The organism is Streptococcus mitis, from assembly GCF_946190155.1.
GTDB lineage: Bacteria > Bacillota > Bacilli > Lactobacillales > Streptococcaceae > Streptococcus > Streptococcus mitis_CL.
The window spans coordinates 41184-56592 of sequence record NZ_CAMHZL010000003.1; the positions used below are offsets into that span (position 1 = coordinate 41184).

Sequence of the window (15409 nt, forward strand, 5' to 3'; positions counted from 1 at the left end):
TTTCTTTTTCAAGCAGGAGTAGACTATCTTTATTTCTGAAGATTTCTAGATTAAACATAGACACACCTCTTTCTATTTTACTTTAAATAATACTCTTCGAAAATCTCTTCAAACCACGTCAGCTCTATCTGCAATCTCAAAACAGTGTTTTGAGCAACCTGCGTCTAGCTTCCTAGTTTGCTCGTTGATTTTCATTGAGCATAAGTGTTCTAGTAAGGCTTTCATTTACCTTACGTTCATAATATACTACATTAGTCAGAAAAGGTCAAGAGATTTGACTTTAATTGACCAATAAATTTTACAAAAAGAAGAACTAGCTTTTAACTAGTCCTTCTTTGTATTATTTTATATAATCTTAATTCAATGCATCCAAGGCATCATCCATTGAAAGAACTTCGTGGAATACACGTTGTGTCAATTCAGTTTTTTGCTCTGGAGTGAGGTATTTAGTGTTTACACAGTATCCAGAGATACGTACGATAACGTCTTCACCTGACATGATTTTTTCGTAAACATCGTTCAAGTCCATAACATTCAAGTTAACGTGTTGTCCACCGTTTTCGAAGTAACCATCAAGAATTGTTACCAAGTTATCAACTTGTTCGTCACGAGTCTTACCAAGAGCGCGAGGTGAAACTTGAGTAGTCAATGAGATACCATCAGCTGCATAACTAAAGTCAAGGCTAGAAAGTGAGTTCAAGTTTTGCAACCACCCACCTTTAGCTTTATTAGATGGGTTAGCACCTGGTGAGAAGAATTCAAGTTTAGACAAGTTCACAGAACCATCTTCGTTGAGGTATACACCTTTGTGGACTGGTGAGTTACCAGTTTGTTTAGAGTAAGCAACGTTAGATGTGATTGTCAAAAGTGATACTGTAGCTTCAGCGTCTTTATAAAGTTTGTGGCTACGTAGACGAGTTGTGTAAGCTTCGATCAACCATTCTGCCAATTCGTTTGAACGTGGGTCATCTTCACCCCAACGTGGGTATTCACCGATTGTTTCGTAATCGTAGATGTAGCCATTTTCATCACGGATTGGTTTAACTGTAGCGTATTTGATAGCTGACAATGTGTCAACAGTGTTAGCAAATCCACAGATACCGAATCCCATGTTAGCGCGTTGTTTAGTTGGCAAGAAGGCCATTTGAACAGCTTCGTAGTTGTACTTATCAGTCATGTAGTGGATGATGTTCAAAGCATCTACGTAAGTGTCAGTCAACCAGTCAAGAGATTTTTCAAAGTTAGCTTTAACTGATTCAAATTCAAGAACTTCGTCACGGATTGGTTCGATGTCAAATACTTTGTAGTCTTTGTGAACATCGTCGTAACCACCGTTCAAACCAGTAAGAAGGGCTTTCAATACGTTTACACGCGCACCGAAGTACTGGATGTTGTGGCGTTGTTCTTCATTTTCTGGGTCAAGTGGAGAGACACAGCATGAGATACAGCTCATTTCACCATATCCGTCTTTAGCCATTGTTGTTACACCTTCGTATTGGATAGAAGAGTGTTTGTGGCTCATGTGCATACAGTAGCGACGGAAGTTGTATGGCAATTTATCAGTCCAAAGAACTGTCAAGTTTGGTTCTGGAGAGTTACCGATGTTGTCAAGAGTATTCAAGAAACGGTAGTCCATCTTAGTAACACGGTGACGACCGTCGTTACCCATACCAGCCATAGAAGTTGTGATGAAAGTTGGGTCACCTGAGTACAATTGGTCGTAAGCTTTTGTACGAGCAAATTTAACTGTACGAAGTTTCATAACGAAATCATCAACGAATTCTTGGATTTCTGATTCAGTAAATGTACCACGAGCAAGGTCACGTTCTGCAAAGATGTCCAAAACGATTGGTACACGTCCTAGAGATGTAGCAGCACCGTTGATAACACGGCAGACAGACATGAAGGCGATGTTAACCCATTGAATAGCTTCTTTAACGTTCATAGCTGGTTTGCGAACATCAACTCCGTAAAGGTCACCCAAGCGAACAACTTGTTGCAATGCTTGGTATTGAAGGTTGATTTCTTCACGAAGACGGATTGTTTCTTCATCGATTTCTTCGATTGCATTCCAGTCGTTTACTTTTTCTTGCATCAAGTAGTCTGCACCGTAAAGAGCAAGACGTGCGTAAACACCGATGATACGTCCGCGTGAGTATGCATCTGGAAGACCAGTTACAGTGTGAGCGTGACGAGCGCGACGAATGTTTGAAGTGTAAGCACGGAAGATACCGTCGTTAACTGTTGTTACGTATTTAGTGAAGATTTCGTGAACAGCTGGGTCTGGTTCGTATCCATTTTCTTTCAAAGTAGTTTCAGCCATACGGATACCACCTTTTGGCATGAAGTTCAATTTGAAGAGTTCATCGTTTTGGATACCGAAGATAACTTCGTTTTCTTTATCGATAAATCCTGCTGGAATGTCAGCAATAGATGTTGGACGAGTGTCCATTGGGAAACGAGTTTCTTCGTAGTGAGCCTTAGTTTCTTCTACAATTTTTTTGATGTGAAGTGAACGTTCTGTTGGTCCTGCAAGGAAGCTTTCGTCTCCATCGTAAGGTGTGTAGTTAGCTTGTACGAAGCGTGATACACTTGCTTTTTCTTTCCAATCTACGCCTTTGAAGCCTTCCCAAGCTTTGTCAAAAATATCTTGTGCTTCAACAACTGTCTTAACAACCATGTTAATGTCCTCTTTTTTCTTTCTAGTAACAACCATCTGTTACATTCATGAGACAAGTATACCACACAGTAACCGATTTCAACAAGCGAAAAATCCCTGTTTTTACACTTTCTTTTCTAAAACAGTCTATATTTTGCCCCAAACTGTATTATATTTTTGAAAAAATAAAGTCCTTTTTTCTTTTTTTCAGAAAAAAGGGTATAATAAAATAAAATAAGCTGTAAAAAGGGGGGCCAGGCATGTTGATTTTTCCTTTGTTAAATGATTTGTCAAGAAAGATCATCCATATTGACATGGATGCCTTTTTTGCTGCGGTAGAAATCAGAGATAATCCTAAACTTAGAGGAAAACCTGTCATTATCGGAAGCGACCCTCGGCAAACAGGTGGGCGTGGTGTCGTTTCCACTTGTAGCTATGAGGCGCGAGCTTTTGGTGTCCATTCAGCCATGAGTTCTAAAGAAGCCTACGAACGTTGCCCCCAGGCCGTCTTCATCTCAGGAAATTATGAAAAATATAAAGCTGTGGGACTCCAAATTCGAGCTATTTTTAAGCGCTATACAGATTTAATAGAACCTATGAGCATTGACGAAGCCTATTTGGATGTAACAGAAAATAAACTCGGTATCAAATCAGCGGTCAAAATCGCTCGCCTCATTCAAAAAGATATTTGGCAAGAACTCCATCTAACTGCTTCTGCTGGCGTTTCTTACAACAAATTCTTAGCTAAAATGGCGAGCGATTATCAAAAACCACATGGTCTGACAGTGATTCTACCTGACCAGGCTGAGGATTTTCTCAAACAAATGGATATTTCCAAATTTCATGGAGTAGGAAAAAAGACAGTGGAAAGACTTCATCAAATGGGTGTTTTTACTGGCGCTGACCTACTTGAAGTCCCTGAGGTAACCCTAATAGACCGCTTTGGCAGACTGGGCTATGACCTGTATCGAAAGGCTCGTGGTATTCACAATTCCCCCGTCAAATCCAATCATATCCGTAAATCAATCGGGAAAGAGAAAACCTACGGGAAGATTCTCCGTGCCGAGGAAGATATCAAAAAAGAGCTGACTCTTCTATCAGAAAGAGTCGCTCTCAATCTCAGTCAACAAGAAAAAGCTGGAAAAATTGTCATTTTGAAAATCCGCTACGAGGACTTTTCAACTCTTACTAAACGAAAAAGTCTTGCTCAAAAAACACAGGATGCTAGTCAGATAAGCCAAATAGCCCTGCAACTCTATGAAGAGTTAATCGAGAAAGAAAGAGGTGTCCGCCTGCTGGGGATTACCGTGACTGGATTTTAAAACCTTGAAGAGCTGCCCCTTCAAGGTTTTTCTTATACAAATAAACGGACAAAACTGTAAAGTAGCAAAACACTACCAAGCACGATGCGGTATTTACCGAAAAGGGTAAAGTCGTGTTTTTTCACATAGCTAGTCAAGAAACGAATAGCCACCATGCTGACTGCAAAAGCTACTCCCATCGCAACCAAGAGCAAGAACAATTGCCCAAAGTTCAAGAGCTGTCCTGCTTTTATAAATTTGAAAATCTTTAAGGCACTGGCTCCAAACATAACAGGAATTCCAAGATAGAAGGTAAATTCTGTCACAACAGAACGACTAGTTCCATTCAACAAACCACCGACAATCGTTGCCCCAGAACGACTAGTTCCTGGTAAAAGGGCAAGAACTTGGAAAAGACCGATATAGAAGGCTGTCGTATAAGGAAGCTTGTCCAACTCTGTCACACTTGGCTCGATAGCACGCGCTTTATTGCGCTTTTCCAAATAGATAAAGGCAATCCCATAAATAATCAACATAAGAGCAACTGAAACCATATTATGGAAGTGAGTATCAAACCAATCATCAAATTTAAAGACGGCAAGCAAAGGTAAAGTGGCAACCAAGACCTTCAACCACAGTCTCCAAGTCTTACGAACTTCCTGCTTGTCCTTAGTCGGTTTGAAAGGATTGAGCTTGTTAAAGTAAATGACCATAACCGCTAAAATCGCACCAAGCTGAATCACGACATTAAACATGGACATAAAGACTTCATTTTGATTTTGGTATTGGATAAATTCCTCTGCTAAAATCAAGTGACCTGTACTTGAAATAGGCAGCCATTCCGTAATTCCTTCAACAATACCGAAGAAGATAGATTTTAAAATTTCAATAAGATACATAGATTACTCCTTTTTCTATCTTCCATTATAGCATATTTTTTAAGTCTGTGACAGTTCTCTTTAAAAGGCACCGATACTGCCACCGCCTCCACCTCCGGAGAAGCCACCGCCAGAACTTCCATTTCCAGAAGATACGGAATAGGTACTTGCTGTGTTTGCGATGCTGGCATAATGGCTCATTTGCGCGCTTGAATGATAAAACATACCGTGCCAGCCATAATCTACATAGAGATTGATATCTGGATTTCCCACTTGAATATGATGAACCTTCATCAAATGACTGACCTTGTCTGCATAGCCAAATAAGGTCGCATAGACCAAGAGGCGATTCCAGACCACAATACTTTCCAATTCAGCCTGATCCAATCGTGCAATCTCACGCAACATATTTTCAAAACTGGACCAGAGATAGTAGACTTCTGCCCCTGCTTCATTCAGGACACCATCACGATTATCTAGCCGAAGCTTCCAATAATAGAAAACAGCCAAAACTAAACCTAGAAAACCAAGTATTGGCAAAGGGAGGTATAAATAAGCATGAACATCCAAACTGTACAAGAACAAACCAAATCCGATAAATAGGGGCAAGATAGTCAAGACACCCATACCTACTTGCAAGGCCTTTTCCAAACCAGTTAAAGGACGATAGTAATCTGGGAGTCCCCAGAAGGTAACTCGATTTCTCACTCCTTCTTGCATCTCTTTTAATACTTCTTCGAAAGAAGATTTGAGCATATGCCCCCTTGCTTGAATCCGTTTTTCATCAGCAGCTTTGGCTCCGCGATAAAGGCTCTCAGATACCTTGTAATCCGCAAACAAATTGGATAGAGTTTCTTCTTTTTTGCCTGAAAAGGCCAGATTTAGACAGTCTTTCTCAAAGCTTGACAAACCATCTTCTTTTACTAGCCTCAAACCAACTGCATCTCCTTCTGAAATGATAGAGACATTCCCACGGTCTATCACATCTAGCAAGGTAGCTTGAATAAGTTGGTCAAAGGTAAATTTACCTGCTCCTTTTGTTAGAGGACTCACTTCCTCCAAGGAGGTCGAGTAGACAGCCTCTGATAAAACCATAGGCTCTAATTCCATTGGTGGTTCATAGATACGATGATTTTTGGCATATTTGACAGAAGGAGTGGTCTTTCTTCTATAAATAAAATAGAAACAGACACTTAATAACAAGGAGATAGAAAGTATCAAAGGGAAGACCCAGGTAACGAGTTGTTTACTTTGCTCTTTTTCTTTAAAAACCGAGTCTTCTATCTTATTAAATTCTTCTAAACGATTTCCTTTCAATCCCTGATCCCTAGCGCTAGCAAAATCAGTTCGAGGCCAGTAGGCATGCAATTCAACTCCACGCTTAGGCGGAAGATTGTCTAAACGGATAGTATAATCAAGGTTACTCTTTTCAATCGTTCCCTCTCTAAAAAGTTTCCCTGTATGGAAAAAGAGTTTTTCAGCCCCCTTGTCTCCCCTTACATGAAATTCAAACTTTCCAATATTCCCTGAACTATCTGTTAAAGGTTGCCAATTTAATTCAGCGATGTCATCATATAGAAAAAGCAGATTCTTTAAGTTCCAGACAAGGTCAACTTCAACTGTGTCGCCATCTTGACCTGGATTATAAACTTTAACAGTATAACCATCTGCTCCTTCTATCACTTCGCTAGTAACATCTGTCAGTTCAGCACCGTTTTTCGCAGCCTGAACCTTTGGATGAGGATCAATGTCAAATCCACTAGGCATCTTGCCAGCACGTCCAAGTCCCACGATTTGGCCCTTAAAGTCCTCCTCAAACTGATAAACTATCTTCTGTCTAAATTCCGCCGTATTATCTGCATGAATATACAAATCACCTTGGTAGGAATTTATCTTGAAATCAATGGCAAAAACAGAGAGTGGCAGAAGGCAAAACAAGCCTAACACCAGTAAGAAAAAAGTTTTTTTCATCAACTAAGCCCCCTTTTTATCTTTGCTATCATTATATCATTTTTTCTCAAGTAAGGGCTTACCTATATTGAAAAATAGAGTTTTTTTCGATAAAATAGGAGACAGTTATTTTTTAATAGATTAGAAATAGGAGAAATCATGAGAAAAATATACTTATCTATTTTCACAAGTCTCTTGCTGATGCTGGGACTTGTCAATGTTGCTCAAGCTGATGAATATTTACGCATCGGAATGGAAGCAGCATATGCTCCCTTTAACTGGACCCAGGATGATGATAGCAACGGAGCTGTCAAAATCGATGGAACCAACCAGTACGCCAATGGATACGATGTCCAAATTGCCAAGAAAATCGCTAAGGACTTAGGTAAAGAACCTTTGGTTGTTAAAACAAAGTGGGAAGGTCTAGTCCCTGCCCTTACTTCCGGTAAGATTGACATGATTATCGCAGGTATGAGTCCAACTGCCGAGCGCAAACAAGAAATTGCCTTTTCAAGCAGTTACTACACTAGCGAACCAGTTTTGCTTGTCAAAAAAGATTCTGCCTACGCAAGTGCTAAATCTTTGGATGACTTTAATGGTGCGAAAATCACTTCTCAACAAGGTGTTTACCTTTACGACTTGATTGCACAAATCCCAGGTGCTAAAAAAGAAACAGCCATGGGAGACTTCGCTCAAATGCGCCAAGCTCTTGAAGCTGGTGTCATCGACGCCTATGTCTCTGAACGCCCAGAAGCTCTGACTGCTGAAGCTGCTAACTCTAAGTTCAAGATGATCCAAGTAGAACCAGGTTTCAAAACTGGGGAAGAAGATACAGCTATCGCCATTGGACTTCGTAAAGATGACAATCGTATTAGCCAAATCAATGCCAGCATTGAAACCATTTCAAAAGACGACCAAGTTGCCTTGATGGATCGTATGATCAAGGAACAACCTGCCGAAGCTACAACAACTGAAGAGACTAGCAGTAGTTTCTTTAGCCAAGTCGCTAAAATTCTTTCTGAAAACTGGCAACAACTCTTGCGTGGTGCTGGTATCACTCTTTTAATCTCTATCATCGGAACCATCACAGGTCTCATTATTGGACTTGCCATTGGTGTCTTCCGTACTGCTCCTCTCTCTGAGAATAAAGCCATTTATGGCTTACAAAAACTAGTCGGCTGGATCCTCAATGTCTACATTGAAATTTTCCGTGGTACACCAATGATTGTTCAATCGATGGTTATCTACTATGGAACTGCCCAAGCTTTCGGTATCAACCTTGACCGCACACTGGCTGCTATCTTCATCGTTTCGATTAATACTGGTGCCTACATGACTGAAATCGTCCGTGGTGGTATCCTAGCAGTTGACAAGGGACAATTTGAAGCTGCGACTGCTCTTGGTATGACCCATAACCAGACCATGCGTAAGATTGTCCTCCCTCAGGTAGTCCGTAACATCCTACCAGCAACTGGGAATGAATTTGTCATCAATATCAAAGATACATCTGTATTGAACGTTATCTCTGTTGTCGAACTTTATTTCTCAGGAAATACCGTGGCAACTCAAACCTATCAATACTTCCAGACATTTACAATCATCGCCGTGATTTACTTTGTCCTCACCTTCACCGTAACACGTATCCTACGCTTCATCGAACGCCGTATGGACATGGATACCTATACTACAGGTGCTAACCAAATGCAAACGGAGGATTTGAAATAATGACACAAGCAATCCTTGAAATTAAACACCTCAAAAAATCCTATGGACAAAACGAAGTGTTAAAAGACATTTCACTCACTGTCCACAAGGGAGAGGTTATCTCTATCATCGGAAGCTCTGGAAGCGGGAAATCGACCTTCCTACGCTCTATTAACCTACTTGAAACACCAACTGATGGACAAATCCTTTATCATGGACAAAACGTCCTCGAAAAAGGCTATGACCTCACGCAATACCGTGAAAAGTTAGGGATGGTTTTCCAATCCTTTAACCTCTTTGAAAATCTCAACGTCCTTGAAAACACAATCGTCGCTCAGACAACTGTCCTTAAACGTGAACGTACAGAAGCTGAAAAGATTGCCAAAGAAAACTTGGAAAAAGTCGGCATGGGAGAACGCTACTGGCAAGCCAAACCAAAACAACTCTCAGGTGGTCAAAAACAACGTGTGGCTATTGCACGCGCCCTCTCTATGAATCCTGATGCTATTCTCTTTGATGAACCAACATCAGCTCTCGATCCAGAAATGGTTGGAGAAGTCCTCAAAATCATGCAAGATCTAGCTCAGGAAGGCTTGACTATGATTGTCGTAACCCACGAGATGGAATTCGCCCGTGATGTCTCTCACCGTGTTATCTTTATGGATAAGGGTGTTATTGCTGAAGAAGGCAAACCAGAAGATCTCTTCACCAATCCTAAAGAAGAACGTACAAAAGAATTTCTTCAACGTTATCTCAAATAAAAAGAAAAGGCTGCATCAATCGTGCAGTCTTTTTGTTGTCCTCAAAATGAAAAGGCAGACCCTTTTCAAGAATCCGCCATTATCCAAAGATTAATCTTCAAATTTTTCATGATTTTTTTCATAGAAATCAATTAAACCTAGAGCTGTTTCAAATGAAATATTTTTTACTTTTGCACGACCCTGCGCTAGAGCAATGATAGACATTTCACGCGCATTCGTTTCTTTAGAGATACGGTAGCCTGTGATTTTCTTATCACGAACCCAGCCAACAACTGATTCTACTTTTTCAAAGTTTGACTTAGCCATGTCCTTCTCCTATTTTCTTCTTTACGATATTTAATTGTATACGTTTTTATGACTTTTGTCAATAAAAAAACATATATTCAATAAAATTAATGATTTATTTTTCTATTACTATCTTATTAAAGCCGATAATATATAGGTTTTCACTTACTATAAACCATTAGTAAACACCTTTAAAATAATTGTATTATTAACTCTTTTATTTGTAAAAATATTCATGATTTGCAACTACCAGTTCGGGATAGTTTAGACAGGTCTTATATTCAACTTTATTCTATTTATCCACTTAAAATCAAAATTTCCAATAGCAGACGCATCTAAATCCACACTATTACCAACTATTATTTCTCTTCTCCTTCTTTGATATTCTTCCTGCCTTTATAAGCACTTTTCACCTGCTCAACTGGTACTATTTATTTACTTTATCAATATTCCTTTTTATTTCTTCAAACCTATAAAAAGATGAGTAGTTAGGAAACAATAGTATCCTATCTTCCAATATTTTCCACTGTTTTTATCTTCTTAGTATCTTATCACTCTTCTCAGTTAACTCAGTATAAGGCTTCTCATTAGTATTGATTATTTCTTCTAATTCCTATTATATTTAGCCAATTTTTAGATTAGACATATATAAAATGGTGTATTCTAAAAATACTCCTTATATATAACAAGTAATTTTACTACCTTACTATAAACCGAATCAAAAAATAATAGGTACTATAATGACTTGTGATAGAAATAGCGTAATCGATTTCCTAAGTCCATAGGAATCGCCCCCTTTCTTCACCTTCATTATAGCACCTATACATCTATTGTGCAAATAATATGATATTTTTTTATTAGTCCTCAGACAAGCATATTATAGAGCGTTTCATTACCATTTAAGTTAATATAAGATGGATCAAACCCTTCCATTCGACGAATCAAACCTGCATAATCATGCTTATCTGCCAAGGCAATCCCAATCAATACTGGTCCTGTCCCCTTGCTAGCTCGTTTGATATACTCAAAACGTGTGATATCATCATTTGGCCCCAAGATATCATTTACAAACTCACGTAAGGCCCCTGGACGCTGTGGAAAATTAACCACAAAGTAATGCTTGATCCCATCATAAATCAAGGCACGTTCTTCCATTTCTGGCATACGGTTGATATCATTATTTCCTCCAGAAATGATACAACAAATAGTTTTCCCCTTGATATATTCAGCTAAAACCTCTAAAGAGGCTATACTAGCCGCTCCAGCAGGTTCTGCAACAATCCCTTGCTTAGAGTAGAGGTCAATCAAGGTTTCAGAAATCAATCCCTCATCGACACCTACCAAGGTTTGAACATGTTGACGAGTCGCCTCATAGGTCAACTGTCCTACCTTTTGTACAGCAATCCCATCCGCAAATTTGTCAATTTCTTTGAGTTTGACAGGCCCACCAGCTTCAAAGGCAGCTTTCATGGAACGTGCCCCATTAGCCTCTACTCCGATGACTTCAATTTCTGGACTTGTTTCCTTGATATAGGTAGAAACCCCAGCAATGAGACCACCACCTCCAACAGGAACCAAGACAGCATCAAAATCAATCGATTCTTTTCGAGCTTCTTCTAAAATCTCATAAGCAACTGTCCCTTGACCAGCTTGAACATGGGCATCATCAAAAGGATCAATAAAGGTACGATTTTCAGAGACTGTAAATTCTTGAGCTGCTTTGGCTGAAGCATCAAAGGTATCCCCAACTAGTTTAATGGTTACAAAATCCCCACCAAAAAAGCGAACTTGACCAATCTTTTGTTGCGGAGTAGTAATGGGCATAAAAATAGTAGCAGGAATTTTCATCTCATTACAAGTATAGGCAACTCCCTGCGCATGATTCCCCGCAGAAGCGCAGACTACCCCACGCTCACGTTCTTCCTTGCTGAGCTGGGAAATGGCATAATAGGCACCACGAATTTTAAAAGAGCGAACACGTTGAGCATTTTCCTTTTTCAAATAAATCTTAGCACCATACTTCTCCGATAAATAATGGTCATAATCAAGCGGTGTATTAACGACCACACCATTCAAGACCTTATGAGCCTTGATGATATCTTTTGAACTTAACATCTTTTTCTCCTAGACTATTTCATACTATCACAATTCATCCTCTTAAAAGAGAAAGGAATTGATTATAAAAGCGAGTTAGTCCCCCAACTCGCCTTCACCTTAATTTCTATCAATTAGTTATAGATTTTGAATGCATCATCGTCATTTTTACCAACAAATGGCATTGCTTTACGCAATTCTGCACCAACTTTTTCAATTTCAAGGTTAGCTGCTTGTTCACGGTAAGCAGTCAATTTTGGACGTCCAGCTTTATAGTCATTTACAAAGTCATTTGCAAATTTACCATTTTGGATGTCTGCCAAGACAGCTTTCATATTTTCTTTAACTTGCTCAGTAATCACACGTGGACCTGATACATAGTCACCGTACTCAGCAGTATTTGAAATAGATTGACGCATTTTCTTGAATCCACCTTCGTAGATCAAGTCAACGATCAATTTCATTTCGTGAAGAACTTCAAAGTAAGCCAATTCTGGAGCGTAACCTGCTTCTGTCAAGACTTCGAAACCTGCTTCGATAAGGGCAGTCAAACCACCACAAAGTACAGCTTGTTCACCAAACAAATCTTCTTCAGTTTCTTCTTTGTAAGTTGTTTCAAGAAGACCTACACGGGCTGCTCCAACACCTTTACACCAGTCCATAGCAATGTTTTTCGCATTTCCTGTTGCATCTTGGTATACTGCATAAAGAGCTGGAACACCAAATCCTTCTTCATAAGTACGACGCACCAAGTGTCCTGGTCCTTTAGGAGCACACATAAAGACATCTACATCCGCAGGAACTTTGATAAACTCAAAGTGGATATTGAAACCATGAGCAAATCCAACTGCATTTCCAGCTTCCAAGTTTGGAGCGATTTCTGCTTCGTACAATTCTTGTTGGATTTCGTCTGGTGCCAAAATCATGATAACGTCAGCCAATTTAGTAGCTTCTGCTACTGTGTAAGTGTCAAATCCATCTTCTTTTGCTTTGTCAAAAGATTTACCTGGACGTACACCGATGATGACATCGCGACCTGAATCACGCAAGTTTTGAGCATGCGCATGTCCTTGCGAACCATAACCAATAACGGCGATTTTTTTACCGTCAAGTGCTGCTACTTTAACATCTTTTTCATATTCCATTTGAACTGCCATAGTTTTTCTCTCTTTTCTATTATTTATTGCCTTTTAGGCTGGTTTAACAAATTTAAAATATTTTTATACTCAATGAAAATCAAAGAGCAAATTAGGAAGCTAGCCGCAGGCTGTACTTGAGTACGGCAAGGCAAAGCTGACGTGATTTGAAGAGATTTTCGAAGAGTATTAATCGCGGGTAAATCCAGTTGCACCAGTTCGAGCAATATTGCGAATACCGTATGGTCGAATGACTCGCAATAGAGCTTCACTCTTTTCAGCATTTCCTGTCATTTGAATGGTAATCGAGCTTGGCGCTACGTCTACCACTGTTGCACGGAAAGGTTGAATAATGGCTAGAATCTCAGCTCGCTTCTCAGCTGGTGCTGACATCTTAACCAAAATCACCTCGCGCTCCAAATGAGGCTTGTCTGTAATATCTCGAATGCGAATCACATCAATCTGACGATTAAGTTGCTTAATGATTTGTTCCACTTCATCATGAGAAGCCACATCAATAATAATGGTGATACGCGATACATTCGGATCTTCTGTTGCTCCAACAGAAATGCTTTCGATATTAACCTGACGGCGAGACAGGACACCGGTAAAGCGATTGAGGACTCCTGAACGATTTTGTAGTTTTGCTGTTAACATTCTACGCATGGAACTTCACCCCCAACATCTCATGATTACTCTTACCAGCTGGCACCATTGGCAACACCTGCTCCTTACGAGAAATATCTACCTCGATTAGCATAGGAACATCCTCAGTGATGACTTCAAGGTCTTGAGCCAAGGTCTCAGGATTGTCAAACTTATAGTTTTTAATGCCGTAAGCCTGTGCCATCAGTTGGAAATCAGGAAGGGTATCAAAGACAGACTCAGATGTTCTACCTTCATAGAAGGATTCTTGCCACTGGCGGACCATTCCAAGTGAGTGGTTGTTCAGCATAACTACCTTGATTGGTACCTTGTAAATGTTCAAAATAGCCAATTCCTGGTTAGTCATTTGGAAACCACCATCCCCAACAAACAAGACTACTTCCTTATCTGGGTTAGCAATTTTAGCACCGATTGCTGCTGGAATTCCAAATCCCATCGTTCCCAAACCACCTGAAGTCACTAACTGACGTTCATTTTGGTAGGGATAATACTGAGCTGTCCACATTTGGTGTTGACCAACGTCTGTTACCACAATGGCATCACCATTCGTCAACTCACCGATGCGTTCAATAACAGCTTGCGGCTGAACCACACGCTCTTTCTTATCATAAGAACGAACGCGGTTCTTGTCTTTAGTGACTTTTTCAATCCATTTTTCAGTATTGTTATGAACTGTCGGCTCCGCCAGCAACATTTGCAAGGCTTTCTTAGCATCTCCAACTACAGGAATATCTGCACTGATAATCTTGCCAATCTCGGCTGGGTCAATATCAATGTGGGCAACCTTAGCATTCTTAGCGAAGGTCTTAGGATTCCCCGTCAAGCGGTCATCGAAACGACAACCAATACTAATCATAAAGTCCGCTTCCGTCATGGCAATATTAGCTGCGAATGACCCGTGCATGCCTCCCATTCCAAGGAAGAGTGGATGACTCGTTGCAATCGTTCCTTGTCCCAAAAGACTGGTTACCACTGGAATTTGATAGCGCTCTACAAATTCATTTAATTCCGCAGCAGCTTCAGCATAACTAATTCCACCACCAGCTAGCAAGACTGGCTTTTTAGCCTTGGATAATTGCTTCAAGATTTTCTTGATTTGCATATCATTTGGCTCAAGAGTTGGCTGATAGCTTGGCAGGTTCACTTCTGGTGAATAGATGAAGTCGGTTTCTAAAGCAGATACATCTTTAGGTAGGTCAATTACAACTGGCCCTGGTCGACCTGTAGTTGCGATATGAACAGCTTCCGTAATGATACGCGGAATATCAGCTGTCTCACGAACTTGGTAATTGTACTTAGTGATTGGCATGGTAATTCCCACAATGTCTGCCTCTTGAAAAGCATCCTTCCCAATCCCTGCTCGCGCAACCTGACCTGTAAAGACCAAAAGGGGAACACTATCGCTCATGGCATCCGCAATCCCTGTAATGGCATTTGTTGCTCCTGGTCCGCTAGTGACGACGGCAACACCCAACTTTCCAGTTGATTTGGCATAACCTTCAGCTTCATGCAGACAACCTTGCTCATGGCGTCCTAGAATGTGGCGAATGCCTTTAAAATTATATATCGCATCATAAAAAGGCAAGACTGCACCACCAGGATAACCAAAGATGGTATCAATTCCTAAATCACGAAGTGTTTCCAAAACTAAGTCCGACCCCGTCTTAGGAGATTCTAAACTGATTTTCTCCATTGTTCCCCTTTCTCTTCTCTTAAAAATAACTTGTTACTATCATACCATTTTTTCAAAATTTTTCAAGAGAAAAGAAGAAATTTTCTGAATTTTCTATTTTAACGTTTATTTATGAATATTATTATTGTTTTTATAAGTTTTAAAAGGTAATTTATATTCTTTTTCAAGTTATTTCCATTTATATTATGAATGTCCTTCGCAAATTATTTCAACTCATTTTTAGATAAAGTTTTTTGAGTGCACATTTACAGAATTTATAAAATTTATCGTAACAATCCAAAA

11 protein-coding genes are annotated in these 15409 nt (G+C 39.8%); 3 read left to right on the forward strand and 8 right to left on the reverse strand.

What is annotated here, in order from left to right; all coding sequences use genetic code 11:
• Nucleotides 1–355: 355 nt before the first annotated feature.
• The gene (pflB, locus tag N8O80_RS03365; RefSeq protein WP_033686339.1) at nt 356–2680 is read right to left on the reverse strand and encodes a formate C-acetyltransferase; all 2325 of its coding nucleotides are present in this window, start codon (nt 2678–2680) and stop codon (nt 356–358) included.
• 239 nt (nt 2681–2919) lie between these two features.
• Here pflB and dinB point away from each other — a divergent pair, with 239 nt between their 5' ends.
• Complete coding sequence (gene dinB / locus N8O80_RS03370) at nt 2920–3981, forward strand: DNA polymerase IV (protein WP_261026924.1); 1062 nt, start codon at nt 2920–2922, stop codon at nt 3979–3981.
• A 32-nt stretch (nt 3982–4013) separates the two neighbouring features.
• On the opposite strand, the gene N8O80_RS03375 is transcribed toward dinB, so the two are convergent.
• Together N8O80_RS03375 and N8O80_RS03380 are read right to left on the reverse strand one after the other, a co-directional pair.
• Entirely contained in the window at nt 4014–4859 is an 846-nt protein-coding gene (locus tag N8O80_RS03375) for an undecaprenyl-diphosphate phosphatase (protein ID WP_261026925.1), read from the reverse strand.
• Nucleotides 4860–4919: 60 nt separating this feature from the next.
• Nucleotides 4920–6809, reverse strand: a complete 1890-nt coding sequence (locus N8O80_RS03380) for a DUF2207 domain-containing protein (protein ID WP_261026926.1) — start codon at nt 6807–6809, stop codon at nt 4920–4922.
• Nucleotides 6810–6947: 138 nt separating this feature from the next.
• Here N8O80_RS03380 and N8O80_RS03385 point away from each other — a divergent pair, with 138 nt between their 5' ends.
• Entirely contained in the window at nt 6948–8513 is a 1566-nt protein-coding gene (locus N8O80_RS03385) for an ABC transporter substrate-binding protein/permease (protein ID WP_261026927.1), read from the forward strand.
• Entirely contained in the window at nt 8513–9253 is a 741-nt protein-coding gene (locus N8O80_RS03390; RefSeq protein WP_004262060.1) for an amino acid ABC transporter ATP-binding protein, read from the forward strand. The genes N8O80_RS03385 and N8O80_RS03390 overlap by 1 nt, the downstream gene beginning before the upstream one ends.
• Before the next feature lie 90 nt (nt 9254–9343).
• Here the strand turns inward: N8O80_RS03390 and N8O80_RS03395 are convergent, their stop codons facing one another.
• The 5 genes from N8O80_RS03395 to N8O80_RS03415 form a co-directional block, all read right to left on the reverse strand.
• A complete protein-coding gene (locus N8O80_RS03395) occupies nt 9344–9559 on the reverse strand; it encodes a capsule biosynthesis transcriptional regulator (RefSeq protein ID WP_001130036.1) in 216 nt (71 codons plus the stop codon).
• Nucleotides 9560–10402: 843 nt separating this feature from the next.
• Entirely contained in the window at nt 10403–11653 is a 1251-nt protein-coding gene (gene ilvA / locus N8O80_RS03400) for a threonine ammonia-lyase IlvA (RefSeq protein ID WP_000952976.1), read from the reverse strand.
• A gap of 113 nt (nt 11654–11766) precedes the next feature.
• On the reverse strand, nt 11767–12789 hold the full coding sequence (ilvC, locus tag N8O80_RS03405) for a ketol-acid reductoisomerase (RefSeq protein WP_000290683.1): 1023 nt from the start codon (nt 12787–12789) through the stop codon (nt 11767–11769).
• Between the two features lie 168 nt (nt 12790–12957).
• Nucleotides 12958–13434, reverse strand: coding sequence for an acetolactate synthase small subunit (ilvN, locus tag N8O80_RS03410; protein WP_001253803.1), 477 nt, complete (start codon nt 13432–13434; stop codon nt 12958–12960).
• Complete coding sequence (locus N8O80_RS03415; protein ID WP_261026929.1) at nt 13427–15127, reverse strand: acetolactate synthase large subunit; 1701 nt, start codon at nt 15125–15127, stop codon at nt 13427–13429. Before N8O80_RS03415 ends, ilvN begins: the two co-directional genes overlap by 8 nt.
• Nucleotides 15128–15409 lie beyond the last annotated feature (282 nt).

Excerpts from the sequence above, each read along its gene's own strand:
- pflB (WP_033686339.1), bottom strand. The coding sequence starts at position 2,680 with ATGGTTGTTAAGACAGTTGTTGAAGCACAAGATATTTTTGACAAAGCT.
- dinB (WP_261026924.1), top strand. The coding sequence starts at position 2,920 with ATGTTGATTTTTCCTTTGTTAAATGATTTGTCAAGAAAGATCATCCAT.
- N8O80_RS03375 (WP_261026925.1), bottom strand. The coding sequence starts at position 4,859 with ATGTATCTTATTGAAATTTTAAAATCTATCTTCTTCGGTATTGTTGAA.
- N8O80_RS03380 (WP_261026926.1), bottom strand. The coding sequence starts at position 6,809 with ATGAAAAAAACTTTTTTCTTACTGGTGTTAGGCTTGTTTTGCCTTCTG.
- N8O80_RS03385 (WP_261026927.1), top strand. The coding sequence starts at position 6,948 with ATGAGAAAAATATACTTATCTATTTTCACAAGTCTCTTGCTGATGCTG.
- N8O80_RS03390 (WP_004262060.1), top strand. The coding sequence starts at position 8,513 with ATGACACAAGCAATCCTTGAAATTAAACACCTCAAAAAATCCTATGGA.
- N8O80_RS03395 (WP_001130036.1), bottom strand. The coding sequence starts at position 9,559 with ATGGCTAAGTCAAACTTTGAAAAAGTAGAATCAGTTGTTGGCTGGGTT.
- ilvA (WP_000952976.1), bottom strand. The coding sequence starts at position 11,653 with ATGTTAAGTTCAAAAGATATCATCAAGGCTCATAAGGTCTTGAATGGT.
- ilvC (WP_000290683.1), bottom strand. The coding sequence starts at position 12,789 with ATGGCAGTTCAAATGGAATATGAAAAAGATGTTAAAGTAGCAGCACTT.
- ilvN (WP_001253803.1), bottom strand. The coding sequence starts at position 13,434 with ATGCGTAGAATGTTAACAGCAAAACTACAAAATCGTTCAGGAGTCCTC.
- N8O80_RS03415 (WP_261026929.1), bottom strand. The coding sequence starts at position 15,127 with ATGGAGAAAATCAGTTTAGAATCTCCTAAGACGGGGTCGGACTTAGTT.